Below are 12,896 nucleotides of genomic sequence, written 5' to 3' on the forward strand. Positions count from 1 at the left end.
TTTTAAGTGAGCGAACTCATTCGCGTACCTGACATCGGCAGCGGTGAAGGTGAAATCATCGAGCTGTTCGTCAAGGTCGGTGACCGTATCGAGGCCGACCAGAGCCTGCTGACCCTGGAGTCCGACAAGGCCTCCATGGAGATCCCGGCGCCCAAGGCCGGTGTGGTCAAGGAACTGAAGGTCAAGCTGGGCGACCGCCTGAAAGAAGGCGACGAGCTGCTGGTCCTGGAAGTCGAGGGCGCCGCTGCGGCGTCCGAGGCTCCGGCCGCGGCGGCCCCGGCTGCTGCTCCAGCGCCCGCCGCTGAAGCCGCCGCCCCGGCCCCTGCTGCAGCCGCAGCTCCGGCTGCCGCCAGCGTGCAGGATATCCACGTGCCGGACATCGGCTCGTCGGGCAAGGCCAAGATCATCGAAGTGCTGGTCAAGGTCGGCGACACCGTCGAAGCCGACCAGTCGCTGATCACCCTGGAGTCCGACAAGGCCTCCATGGAGATCCCGTCGCCCGCCGCTGGCGTGATCGAAGCCGTGCTGTGCAAGCTGGAAGACGAAGTCGGCACCGGCGACCTGATCTTCAAGATCAAAGCCGCTGGCGCTGCCCCTGCTGCTGCTCCAGCACCCGCCGCAGCTGCTCCGGCCAAGGCTGAGGCTGCTCCAGCCGCGGCGCCTGCCGCTGCTGCTCCGGCTGCCGCCCCTGCACCGGTCGCCACCGCGCCGGCTGCTGGCAGCAACGCCAAGGTCCATGCTGGCCCTGCCGTTCGTCAGCTGGCCCGTGAATTCGGCGTCGAGCTGGGCGCAGTTGCCGCCACCGGCCCGCACGGCCGCATCCTGAAAGAAGACGTGCAGGTCTACGTCAAGGCGATGATGCAGAAGGCCAAGGAAGCCCCGGCTGCCGGCGCTACCGGTGGTGCCGGCATCCCGCCGATCCCGGTCGTCGACTTCAGCAAGTTCGGTGAAGTCGAAGAAGTCGCCCTGACCCGCCTGATGCAGGTCGGTGCCGCCAACCTGCACCGCAGCTGGCTGAACGTACCGCACGTGACCCAGTTCGACTCCGCCGACATCACCGAGCTGGAAGCCTTCCGTGTCGCGCAGAAGGCCGTGGCCGAGAAGGCTGGCGTCAAGCTGACCGTGCTGCCACTGCTGCTCAAGGCCTGCGCCTTCCTGCTCAAGGAACTGCCGGACTTCAACAGCTCGCTGGCGCCAAGCGGCAAGGCGATCATCCGCAAGAAGTACGTGCACATCGGTTTCGCCGTGGACACCCCGGACGGCCTGCTGGTCCCTGTGATCAAGAACGTCGACCAGAAGAGCCTGCTGCAACTGGCTGCCGAAGCCGCCGCGCTGGCCGAGAAGGCCCGCACCAAGAAGCTCTCGGCCGACGACATGCAAGGCGCCTGCTTCACCATCTCCAGCCTCGGCCACATTGGCGGCACCGGCTTCACGCCGATCGTCAACGCGCCGGAAGTGGCGATCCTCGGCGTCTCCAAGGCGACCATGCAGCCAGTCTGGGATGGCAAGGCCTTCCAGCCCAAGCTGATGCTGCCGCTGTCGCTGTCCTACGATCACCGTGTGATCAACGGCGCCGCCGCCGCGCGCTTCACCAAGCGCCTGGGCGACGTGCTGGGCGATATCCGCACCATGCTGCTGTAATAGCTGCACGCTGCCCCTCACTCGAGGGGCAGCACCGTTTTCGAGCTGCCACGCTCGTACCTCAACCCCGCCAATTGGCGGGGCTTTTTTTTGGCCCCCCCTCCCGCCAAGGACCTCGCTTCAGATTTCATCCTGTTGGCCGACAACCTGTTCACAGCATCCCGCATGGCCGCTTGCCAGCCCACGGGACATGATGCAACCTTGCCCGATACGCCGTGCCTCAGGCCGCGCCCCAGTTCAAGCGAGTCTTCGATGAAAAGCCAACCCGATGCCGCCAGCCGTGTGGCGGCCGAGGTCGTGACGCAGCTCCCCGTGCCCTCGCGGCTCGGCATGCTGCGTTTCGAACGGCTGAACGAAGCCAGTTGGGCGATGCTCTACCTCGATCCGGCCTGCGACCGCCAGTTCGGCCTGCCCGCCGCCGAGCTCTGCGCCCTGATCGGCTCACCCTATGCCAGCCTCATGGAGCCGGAGGCGCGCTACAAGCTGCACGATGAAATCCAGCTGCAACTGGCCCAGCGCGGCTACTACCGGGTGCGCTATACCCTGCACGCCAGCCCCGCGCCACTGCGCCTGCTGGAAGTCGGCGAAAGCTACAAGCAGCACAACCGCCAATTGTTGCGTGGCTACCTGACGGTGTTCGACGACCACCAGCAGGACGCCCCCGACCTCGACGCCAACGACCTGGAATCGCGCAACAACCGCCTGCAGCTGGCCCTGCAGCTGAACCAGCGCGCTCAACAGGAGCAGCTCGAGCACCTGGACCGGGTCCGCGCCCAGCAGGACTTGATCCTGCGCCTGGCGCGCCAGCGCTACAGCGTCGGCAACTCGTTGCTCGAAGCCGCCGAGCTGATCACCCGCAGCGCCTGCGAGATCTACCGGGTCGACTGCGCCAGCATCTGGTACCTGGACGAGCAGCGCCTTGAGCCGATCAGCGCCTGGTACCGCCGCGAACAGCAACACCGCATGCCCGAGGCGATCGACGCCAGCCGCTTCCCCGACTACCTCGAGGCCCTGCACGCCAGCCGCGCCATCGACGCCCACAACGCCAGCCACGACCCGCGCACCCGCGAGATGGCGGAGTCGCTGTACGGCACCGACGACAACGCCATGCTCGATGCCAGTATCCGCATCGATGGCCAGGTGGTCGGCGTGCTGTGCCTGGAACAGACCGGCCAGCCGCGGGCCTGGCAGTCGGACGAGATCGCCTTCGCCGGCGAGCTGGCCGACCAGTTCGCCCAGGTCATCAACAACCACAACCGGCGCACCGCCGCCAGCGCCCTGCATCTGTTCCAGCGGGCCGTGGAGCAGAGCGCCAGCGCCTTCCTGCTGGTCAATCGCGACGGCGTGGTGGAGTACGTCAACCCCAGCTTCACCGCGATTACCCAGTACAGCACCGAGGAAGTCCAGGGCCACCACCTGGCCGAACTGCCGGCCCTGGAAAACCTCAGCGAGCTGCTGTTCGACTCGCCGTCGAGCCTGGCCATGGGCAACAGCTGGCAGGGCGAGTTCAAGAGCCGGCGCAAGAACCTCGAGCCCTACTGGGGCCAGCTGTCGATCTCCAAGGTGTACGGTGACAACCGCGAACTGACCCACTACATCGGCATCTACGAGGATGTCACCCAGACCAAGCTGGCCCAGCAGCGTATCGAGCGCCTGGCCTACACCGACAACCTGACCAACCTGGGCAACCGCCCGGCATTCATCCGCAACCTCGACGAGCGCTTCGCCCGCGACAGCAACAGCCCGATCTGCCTGCTGCTGGTGGACATCGACAACTTCAAGCGGATCAACGACAGCCTCGGTCACCAGACCGGCGACAAGCTGCTGATCAGCCTGGCCCGGCGCCTGCGCAACAGCCTGAGCAACGGCGGTAGCCTGGCGCGCTTCGCCAGCAACGAGTTCGCCGTGCTGCTCGACGACACCAGCCTCGATGACGGCCAGGGCGTGGCCCACCAGCTGCTGCGCACCCTCGACAAGCCGATGTTCGTCGACAACCAGCTGATCAACGTCACCGCCTCCGTGGGCCTGGCCTGCGCGCCGCTGCACGGCAGCGACCCGGCCACGCTGATGAAGAACGCAGGCCTGGCCCTGCACAAGGCCAAGGCCAACGGCAAGCACCAGGTCCAGGTGTTCACCGAGGTGCTCAACGCCGAGGCCAGCTACAAGCTGTTCGTCGAGAACAACCTGCGCCGCGCCCTGACCCAGAACGAACTGGAAGTGTTCTACCAACCCAAGCTGTGCCTGCGCAGCGGTCGCCTGCTGGGCCTGGAGGCGCTGCTGCGCTGGAACCACCCCGAGCGCGGCATGATCCGCCCCGACCAGTTCATCAGCGTGGCCGAGGAAACCGGCCTGATCATCCCCATTGGCAAGTGGGTGGTGCGCCAGGCCTGCCGCATGAGCCAGCAGCTGCGCGAAGCAGGTCTTGGCAACCTGCACGTGGCGATCAACCTGTCGCCCAAGCAGTTCTCCGACCCGGAGCTGGTCGGCTCGATCGCCGGCATCCTCAAGGAAGAAGCCCTGCCACCGCACCTGCTGGAACTCGAGCTGACCGAAGGCCTGCTGCTCGAAGCCAGCGAAGACACGCACCGCCAACTCGACGAGCTCAAGGCCCTGGGCCTGACCCTGGCCATGGACGACTTCGGCACCGGTTACTCGTCGCTGAGCTACCTGAAGAAGTTCCCGATCGACATCATCAAGATCGACCGCAGCTTCATCAACGAAATCCCCGACAACCAGGACGACATGGAGATCACCTCGGCGGTGGTGGCCATGGCCCACAACCTCAAGCTCAAGGTGGTCGCCGAGGGCATCGAGACGCCCGAGCAGCTGGCATTCCTGCGCCGCCACCGCTGCGACGTCGGCCAGGGCTACCTGTTCGACCGCCCTATCCCGGGGCGCGAGCTGAGCGAGAAGCTGCGCCGTTATCCGCGTGGGCCGGTGGACTGACAGCGGCGCCAACCTCGGGCACTATAGGAACCATTCGGGCCCCTTCGCGGGGCAAGCCCGCTCCTACGCAGTCTGCGTATAGCCTGCGTGGGAGCGGGCTTGCCCCGCGATAAGGCCAACACCTATCCCACTGAAAAACACAGAGGAACGGCCATGGTCCTGCGTTCGGAAATCCTGGTGAACAAAAACGTCCTGCCCACCGCGGAACAGGCCCTGCCTGGCCGTGAAACCCCGATGACCCTGCCCGAGTTCCACTATGTGTTCGAAGGCACCCCGCTGCTCGGCCCGTTCTTCGAAGGCGACATCGACTTCGCCATCTTCGGCCTGGGCTGCTTCTGGGGTGCCGAACGGCGCTTCTGGCAGCGCGAAGGCGTGGTCAGCACCGTGGTCGGCTATGCCGGCGGCTTCACCCCCAACCCGACCTATGAAGAGGTCTGCTCGGGCCTGACCGGCCACACCGAAGTGGTGCTGGTGGTGTTCGACAAGAACAAGGTCAGCTACCGCGAACTGCTGGCGATGTTCTGGGAGCTGCACAACCCGACCCAGGGCATGCGCCAGGGCAACGATGTCGGCACCCAGTACCGCTCGGCGATCTACTGCACCTCGCCGCAGCAACTCGAGGAAGCCCAGGCCAGCCAGGCCGCCTTCCAGGCCGAGCTGAGCAAGGCCGGCTTCGGCGAGATCACCACCGAGATCGCCCAGGCGCCGACCGTGTACTTCGCCGAGGCCTACCACCAGCAGTACCTGGCCAAGAACCCGGACGGCTACTGCGGCATCGGCGGCACCGGCGTGTGCCTGCCGCCCAGTCTGCAGGGCAACTGAGCCATGATTCTGTTCCATTCGCCGTTGTCGCCCTTCGTGCGCAAGGTGATGATCGTCTTGCACGAGACCGGCCAGCTGGATCGTGTCAGCGTGCAGGGCGTGAACATCAGCCCAGTGAACGGCGACGAGCAGCTCAACCAGGGCAACCCGATCGGCAAGATCCCGGCCCTGCGCCTGGATGACGGCAGCGTACTGCACGACAGCCGGGTGATCTGCGAGTACCTCGACAGCCAGCATGTCGGCCTGCCGTTGATCCCCCGCGAGGGCTCGGCGCGCTGGCGGCGGCTTACCCTGGCGTCGCAGGCCGATGCGATCATGGACGCGGCGGTGGCCACGCGCTACGAGACCTTCCTGCGCCCGGTGGACAAGCAGTGGAACGGTTGGGTTACCGCGCAGGGCGAGAAGATTCGCCGTGGGCTGGCGAGCCTGGAGCACGAGCACCTGGCGGAGATCATCTCCGGCTTCGATATCGCCGCGATCGGTGTGGCCTGCGCCCTGGGGTATCTGGACCTGCGCCAGCCTGAGTTCGATTGGCGCGGGCAGTATCCAGGGCTGGCGGCGTGGTATGCCGAGGTCAGCCAGCGGGCGTCGATGCTGGCGACTGTGCCGCCAGCCTGACAGACCCCCATCGCGGGGCAAGCCCGCTACCACGCCATTACCCCAGTATCGGGATTGGGCGTGGGAGCGGGCTTGCCCCGCGATGGATTCACCTCGGTCTTACAGGAAACAGCAGCGCAATCCGGTAGGCCAACCAGCGCCCGATCTCTCTATCCTCCCTCATCCCAACCTCCCCACCCGCGACCAGTCCAGCCGACGGGTCAGCACCATGAACACCCCGAGCAGGCCAAAGCACAGCAACGAGCCCATCAGCAGTGCGTAGTCCTCGGCGCTGAGCAGCCCGTAGAGCATGCCGTACAACGCCGCCAGCCCCGCCGCAAAGCCCACCCCGCGCCCCAGGCTGCGCAGTACGTGCACCAGGTAGAAGCCGATCAGCAGCACACAACCCGACGCCGACAGCCCATAAGCCAGGCCGAACCCCAGGTGTTCCGACAACGACAGCAGCAGCAGATAGAAGAACGCCAGGGCCACGCCCACCAGGATGTACTGCACCGGATGCACGCTGAGGTTCTTCAGCACCTCGAACAGGAAGAAGCCGGCGAAGGTCAGGGCAATGAACAGCAGCGCGTACTTGATCGCCCGCTCGCTCTTGAGGTACTGGTCCACCGGGTCGACGAAGCTGACACCGAAGGCGCGCTCGTTGAAGTCGCCGCACTTGCCGGCCGTGGCGCACAGGCGCACCGCCTCTTCCAGATTGGTGGCGAAGAACGTGGTCTGCCAGTGGGCGCTGAAGCCTTTCTCGTCGATCGCGCGGCGGCTGGGCAGGAAGTTGCCGATGAAGCTTGGGTGCGGCCAGTTGGCGCGCATGTCCACGGTACTGCTGCGCCCGACCGGCAGCACGGCCAGTTGTCCGGTGCCCAGCAGGTCCAGGTCGAAGGCATAGGTGAACTCGCGGGCCTGCGGCTCGCTGAACTGCGGCAGGTCCACATGCACGCCGCCAGGCATCCAGTCGACACCATTGCCCGGCTGGAACGGCAGGCGCTGGTCGTCCAACTTCAGTTCAAGGCTGTTCTCGATGCCGCGGATGTCACTGATGCCGACCATCAACCGCGGCTTGTCGAAGCGATAGTCGTCGTAGTCCTTGTCGATCCCCCAGCGCTCGGGCAGCTTGAAGCGGCCACTGATCCTGCTCTTGGCATGGAACAGGCGCGCCTGGTAGATGCCCCGGGCACGCAGCTCGGTATCGACGCCCACATCCATTTCGAAGGTTTCCGGCAGGAAGTACAACTGGCCGTGGACCGTGCTGGTTTCCTGGACGCTCTTGCCGTCCTTGTCGATCCAGCGGCGCTCGTACTTGCGATAAGGCACCACCACCACCGGGCCACTGACCAGCTGGTCGAAGCTGGAGCTCGCGGCGATCTCGCCGAGCACGTTGTTGCGCAGTTGCTGCCGTTCGTCGATCAGGCCGCCGATCATCAGCAGGGGAATCAGCAGCAGCAGGATCAGCACGGCGATCAGGCCGAGCTTGAAACCTAAGGTCTTGTTCATGGGGTTGGGCTCCGTTTGCGATGGGGGCAGTGTCTGCCCGCCACGTGGAGCCCTTGGGGAGGAAATGTGGAGATTGTGTGGAGATTGCTTGGATGGCAACACAACGTGGGAGCGGGCTTACCCCGCGATGAGGCCCGATCAGGCAGTCATGTTGCCTGGGCTGGCCTCATCGCGGGGCAAGCCCGCTCCCACAGTGTATCCGCCTCTCAGTCGAGTCGCCGCGCAGGTAGCCACAACCTCACCCGCACCCCACCCTCGACGTTGTCCACCGCCAACACCCCGCCATGCAGCTGCATCACCTCGGCCACGAAGTTCAGCCCCAGCCCGGTGCTCTTGCGCCCGGTGCCGGGCCTTGGCAGCGAATAGAACCGCTCGCTGACCCGGCCCAGGGCATATTCGGGAATCGCCTGCCCCTGGTTGAACAGGCTCAAGGCCACCCGCTCGCCATCGCGTTCCAGCTCGAAGGCAAGCTTGCCTTGCTGCGGGGTGAAATCCAGCGCGTTGTCCAGCAGGTTGGCCAGCGCCTGGCGCATCAGGAATGGATCACACAGCAGCCTGAGGCCCGCCGGGATCCGCTGGCGCACCTGCAATCCGGCGCCGTCGATCCTCGCGCCATGGGCCAGCAGCAGCTCGTCGATCAACGCCGCCACCGCCACCTGCTGCTCGTCCTCCAGGGCCTGCATCTGTTCGACCCGGGCCAGGTTGAGCAACCGCTCGATCATCTGCTGCAAGCGGTCGCTCTCGCGCTCGATATTGCCGGCAAAGCGCGCCCGCTGCTCTTGCGGCATGTCGCCCTGGAGCAGCTCCGAGGCGCCACGGATCGCCGCCAGCGGGCTCTTGAGCTCATGGGTGAGCGTGTGCACGTAGCGTTCGACATAGGCCTTGCCTTCGAGCTGGGTGCGCATGCGCTCTACCGCCGTGGCCAGTTGCAGCAGCTCGCCGCCCTTGTAGTGCGGCAGCGCGGCACGCTGGCCCTCGCTGACCGCCTGGGCATAGTGGGTAAGGCGGCGCAGCGAGCGAGTCAGCCACCACGACAGCGCCGCGCCCACCAACAGGCCGAGCACGATCAGCCCGAGGCCGAGGATCAGCAGGCGCCGCTCGGAACGATCGATGTATGGCTGCAGAGAGCTGTTGGGCTTCGCCACCGTCACCACGCCGATGATCTGGCCACCGTCGAGGATCGGCGCCGCCACATGCATCACCGAAGTGCTTTCGTCATCCGGGTCGCTGCGGGTCGAACGTGCGCCGTACTGGCCACGCAGGGTCAGGTAGACGTCGTTCCAGCGCGAATAATCCTTGCCCACGGCCTGCCCGCTGGAGTCGAGCAGGACGATGCCCTTGGCATCGGTCACGTAGATCCGGTGGCTGACCTGGTTTTTCGCCAGCCCCCAGATCTGCGCGCTCGGGCGCCGCTCGCCATAGGAAGCCAGCACCTGCGACAGGCGGCTCTGGGTCAGTGTGCCGTTCTTCACATCGTCATGAAGGATCTCGGCCAGCAGGTTGGCGGTGTCCACCAGGGTTTCTTCGGATGACTGGCGCACCACCGGGCGGATCTGCTCGCGCACCGTGTTGAGCAGGAAGTAGCCCGCCAGGCCGACGAACAGGAAGTACACCAGGAAAATGCGAATCCCCAGGCGCATCAGGCGTGCTCCGGGCTGTAGCTGTAGCCCAGGCCGCGGTGCGTCTGAATCGCCTCGGCGTCGGGCGCGACCTGGCGCAGCTTGGCGCGCAGGCTCTTGATATGGCTGTCGATGGTGCGCTCATAGCCCACGTCCGAGGCCACGCCCAGGCCGTCGAGCAGTTGCTCGCGGCTGAACACCCGTCGCGGTTGCTCGAGCAGGCTTTGCAGCAGGCGGAACTCGTGGCGGGTGAGCGCCAGCGCCTGGCCCCGGTAGCTGATACGCATCGCCAGGGTATCGAGCTGGAACGGCGTGCTGTCGCTGGCCACTTCAACCCTCGGCGCCATGCGCTTGAGGATCGCCCGTACCCGCGCCGCCACTTCGCGGGGGCTGAATGGTTTGACCACGTAGTCGTCGGCGCCGATTTCCAGGCCCAGCACGCGGTCGATCTCGGCGTCGCGGGCGCTGAGGAACATCACCGGCACCTCGCTGAAGCGGCGCAGCTGGCGGCAGGTCTCGAAGCCGCTGATGTCGGGCAGGCCAATGTCGAGGATCACCAGGTCGGCCGGGCGCAGACGCTGCTGCTCGACGGCGGCGCTGCCGAGGGTCACCCATTCGGTGCTGTGGCCGTCGGCCTGCAAGGCGTAGATAAGGGTGTCGGCGATGGCGGATTCGTCTTCGACGATGAGGATGTGGGGCATCTGAGCGGCAAGCCTCGAGCTGCAAGCTTCAAGTGAAAGCGGATCGCGGCAACTTACACCGATCCGCTGTTTCTTGCAGCTTGTCGCTCCATGCTTGCAGCTGCGGCATCAGCAGCCCGGATTGCCCGCCGTGAACTTCTCGCGCGGATCCACCGCCGCCTTGAACTTGCGCAGGGCCTTGGAGCCGATCAACAGCGGATAACGGAAATTGCTGCGGTCGACCAGGTTGACCTCCACGGTGCGTTTCACATCGCCCAGGCACATTTCCAGGTCGATCACCGGGCGATGCGAGAGCGCTGGCGACTCCTCCTCGTCATCTTCCTCGGCGCGGTTCTTGATCTTGCTGATACGCGACACTTCATGCTCGTAGAGCTTGTCGCTGGCACCCTCGGTCGCCAGGCGGAAGCGCACCCACTCGTTGCCATCACGGCTGAACATCTCGATGTCCTTGGCCGACAGCGAAGCGGTCCAGGCACCGGTATCCATCTTGGCTTTGAGGGTCTGGCCGATTTCCGGCAGCTTGATGTTCTCGTAACGGCCATAGAGCGTCGGTTCGGCGGCCATCACCGGCAGCGCCAGAAGAGACAGCAGGGCAAGCAAGGGTTTCACGGGGCAGGCTTCCTTGAGAGGGGTCAGTGCTTAGACTGCGCGGGCAGGATAGGTTCGTCGCCACAGGTTAAACAACATAATGTGAAACATTTGTCCCAGTTAATGGACGTACGACGTTTGGCTAAGGGCCATACCCTGCTTATCATTGCCAACCGTTCACTTCACACAACAAGAGTCCCCTTATGCGTCGCCTGCTGACCGGCATCCTCACCCTCACCCTGCTGCTGCTCAACACCCTGGTGCTGATCGGCCCGCTGCTGGTCTTCGCCCTGCTCAAGCTGGTGCTGCCAGGCCGTGGCCGCGACTACGCGTCGGCCGCGGTGATGTGGGTCGCCGAAACCTGGTCGGAGATCGACAAGGCCATCTTCGCCCTGTGCATCCCCACCCAGTGGGACATCCGCGGCGTCGACACGCTGCGCAGCGACACCTCGTACCTGTGCGTGAGCAACCACCAGACCTGGGTCGATATCCCCGCGCTGATCGAGAGCCTCAACCGCCGCGTGCCGTTCTTCAAGTTCTTCCTCAAGAAGGAGCTGATCTGGGTACCGTTGCTGGGCCTGGCCTGGTGGGGCTTGGACTATCCGTTCATGAAGCGCTACAGCAAGGCCTTCCTCGACAAGCACCCCGAACTCAAGGGCAAGGACCTGGAGATCACCAAGGCCGCCTGCGAGCTGTTCAAGCGCCAGCCGGTGACCGTGGTCAACTACCTCGAAGGCACCCGCTTCACCGAGGCCAAGCGTGCCGAGCAGCAATCGCCCTACCGCTACCTGCTCAAGCCCAAGGCCGGCGGCGTGGCCTTCGTGCTGGCGGCGCTGGGCGAGCAGCTGGATGCGCTGCTGGACGTGACCATCGTCTATCCCGGCGACAAGGCGCCGGGCTTCTGGGACCTGCTCAACGGCAGCATCAGCCGGGTGATCATCGACATCCGCGTGCGCGAGCTGGACCCGGCGCTGTGCGAGGGCGACTACGAGAACGACCCGGCGTTTCGTCAGACGGTGCAGGCCTGGGTCAACCAGCTGTGGCTGGACAAGGACCAGCGGATCGCGCAATTGCGTGAAGAAATGCGCTGACGCGCCACCTTGCCCGTGCCGGCCTATCAGACCGATGGCTGGCCCAGCGGCGCAGGGTTGCTCCACAAGCTCCCCAGATTCTGCAACAACGACCCGGCAATCCCCTGCTGCCCCAGGTACTGCAGGATCAACGGCGCGAACTGCCCGATCATGCCGGTATCCATGCCCAGCGCCTTGAAGGCGTTGTCCAGGTCGTTGCGGTTTTCCACCTCGCCGCCCAGGGCATTGCTCAGGGCCGGGCTGTTCTTGCCATTGCCGAGCAACTGCCCCAGCCCGCTCAACCCACCCAGCCCATTGCTGCCGGACAACAGGTCCAGGCCCGGCACGGCCTGGGTCAGTTGCCCATAGTCGTCGCCGCTGAGGTTGTTGCGCGCCAGCCCCAGCATCGCCCCGGCCCCGCCGATGGCCTGTTCGGGGGTGATCTTCAATTCGCTGCCCAAGGTATTGAGGAGGTTGGCCTGGCCGGCCGGCGCCTGCACCTGGCCCTGTTGATTCTGGTTCTGCATGGCCGAGACCGCATTGGCCGCGTCGCTGAGGTTGAAGGCGAACACCGGGCTTGCGGCCAGGGTCATCAGGGTTGCCAGGGTGAATGCTTTCATCGGGAGGGACCTCGTCGGCCGGAATGGCCGGGAAACGAGGGTTGGACTGGGGTGGCAGGGGTTTGTTCCGGGCCGGCCATCGGTGTTCATTGCAAGGGCCTAATCGCGGGGCAAGCCCGCTCCCACGAAGCGCTGGGTCATTCGTGGGAGCGGGCTTGCCCCGCGATGGGCAGCTACTGGCCAGCTCTGTTTTCAACCGCACTGGCCAGCGCATCTGCCTGCCCCCAGGCGATCTGCATGGCCCGTAGCCCAAGCTTGAGCAATTGCCGCGTCTCTTCGTCCTCGATGCGGTCCAGCGCCCGGTGGCTGTCGCTGAAGGCGAACATCAGGTAGTGGGAGACGTTGGCCAGCACGTATTCCATGGGCACGACACCGTCATGGATGGCGCGGGCGAGGGATTTGTCAGGGGGTAAGGCGAATTGGTGGGGTGGGTCGGGGACGATTTTTTTCATCGAGGCACCATGCAGTGTTGGGTGCCACCCTTCCGCTTCCACACATCAGGGTGACAGCTGTACACGGGGTGGAAAGACCGGTGCATGGTGAACCCGGCAGGCCCAGAGACCTCCCGCGTACAGCCGTCATGACGACAACAACCATGCTAATGCCGGGTTTCCACGCCCGATCGCTGAATCGACAGCGACCGGGAAAGCCTAGTGGTCAGGATTTCCCCGGACAATCAGACGTGTATCGACAGACTGCGTAGGGTATTTCCTGCAATCTATCCTCGCCAGCGGAAAGTAACCTGAGACCCAGTAGGAATATTCCTCAAACCTAGCAATTTTA

At 65.1% G+C, this 12,896-nt stretch carries 11 protein-coding genes; 5 read left to right on the forward strand and 6 right to left on the reverse strand.

Features of this window, described 5'->3' with window-relative positions; translation table 11 throughout:
* Nucleotides 1–6: 6 nt before the first annotated feature.
* The 4 genes from aceF (at nt 7) to ABZO33_RS13435 (ending at nt 6,027) form a co-directional block, all read left to right on the forward strand.
* Nucleotides 7–1,641, forward strand: coding sequence for a dihydrolipoyllysine-residue acetyltransferase (gene aceF / locus ABZO33_RS13420; protein ID WP_414536427.1), 1,635 nt, complete (start codon nt 7–9; stop codon nt 1,639–1,641).
* 252 nt (nt 1,642–1,893) lie between these two features.
* On the forward strand, nt 1,894–4,587 hold the full coding sequence (locus ABZO33_RS13425) for a putative bifunctional diguanylate cyclase/phosphodiesterase (protein WP_414536428.1): 2,694 nt from the start codon (nt 1,894–1,896) through the stop codon (nt 4,585–4,587).
* A 153-nt stretch (nt 4,588–4,740) separates the two neighbouring features.
* Nucleotides 4,741–5,409 (forward strand): peptide-methionine (S)-S-oxide reductase MsrA, encoded by a 669-nt coding sequence (gene msrA, locus ABZO33_RS13430; protein ID WP_023632108.1) that lies wholly within the window; start codon nt 4,741–4,743, stop codon nt 5,407–5,409.
* Between the two features lie 3 nt (nt 5,410–5,412).
* The gene (locus ABZO33_RS13435; RefSeq protein WP_414536429.1) at nt 5,413–6,027 is read left to right on the forward strand and encodes a glutathione S-transferase; all 615 of its coding nucleotides are present in this window, start codon (nt 5,413–5,415) and stop codon (nt 6,025–6,027) included.
* A 159-nt stretch (nt 6,028–6,186) separates the two neighbouring features.
* On the opposite strand, the gene creD is transcribed toward ABZO33_RS13435, so the two are convergent.
* The 4 genes from creD to ABZO33_RS13455 all read right to left on the reverse strand — a co-directional run bounded on the left by creD (nt 6,187) and on the right by ABZO33_RS13455 (nt 10,444).
* On the reverse strand, nt 6,187–7,515 hold the full coding sequence (gene creD / locus ABZO33_RS13440) for a cell envelope integrity protein CreD (protein WP_414536430.1): 1,329 nt from the start codon (nt 7,513–7,515) through the stop codon (nt 6,187–6,189).
* 206 nt (nt 7,516–7,721) lie between these two features.
* Nucleotides 7,722–9,155, reverse strand: coding sequence for a two-component system sensor histidine kinase CreC (creC, locus tag ABZO33_RS13445; protein ID WP_414536431.1), 1,434 nt, complete (start codon nt 9,153–9,155; stop codon nt 7,722–7,724).
* On the reverse strand, nt 9,155–9,835 hold the full coding sequence (creB, locus tag ABZO33_RS13450; protein ID WP_038707205.1) for a two-component system response regulator CreB: 681 nt from the start codon (nt 9,833–9,835) through the stop codon (nt 9,155–9,157). Before creB ends, creC begins: the two co-directional genes overlap by 1 nt.
* 108 nt (nt 9,836–9,943) lie before the next feature.
* Nucleotides 9,944–10,444, reverse strand: a complete 501-nt coding sequence (locus ABZO33_RS13455; RefSeq protein WP_414536432.1) for an ATP-dependent zinc protease — start codon at nt 10,442–10,444, stop codon at nt 9,944–9,946.
* Nucleotides 10,445–10,626: 182 nt separating this feature from the next.
* Here ABZO33_RS13455 and ABZO33_RS13460 point away from each other — a divergent pair, with 182 nt between their 5' ends.
* Nucleotides 10,627–11,514, forward strand: a complete 888-nt coding sequence (locus tag ABZO33_RS13460; RefSeq protein ID WP_414536433.1) for an acyltransferase — start codon at nt 10,627–10,629, stop codon at nt 11,512–11,514.
* Nucleotides 11,515–11,540: 26 nt separating this feature from the next.
* On the opposite strand, the gene ABZO33_RS13465 is transcribed toward ABZO33_RS13460, so the two are convergent.
* Nucleotides 11,541–12,113: a DUF2780 domain-containing protein gene (locus ABZO33_RS13465; protein ID WP_414536434.1), complete on the reverse strand. Its 573-nt coding sequence runs from the start codon at nt 12,111–12,113 to the stop codon at nt 11,541–11,543.
* A gap of 173 nt (nt 12,114–12,286) precedes the next feature.
* Nucleotides 12,287–12,565 (reverse strand): hypothetical protein, encoded by a 279-nt coding sequence (locus tag ABZO33_RS13470; RefSeq protein ID WP_062572570.1) that lies wholly within the window; start codon nt 12,563–12,565, stop codon nt 12,287–12,289.
* Nucleotides 12,566–12,896: the final 331 nt, after the last annotated feature.

Origin of the sequence: Pseudomonas sp. CAM1A, from assembly GCF_047501685.1 — a bacterium.
Taxonomy (GTDB): Bacteria; Pseudomonadota; Gammaproteobacteria; order Pseudomonadales; family Pseudomonadaceae; genus Aquipseudomonas.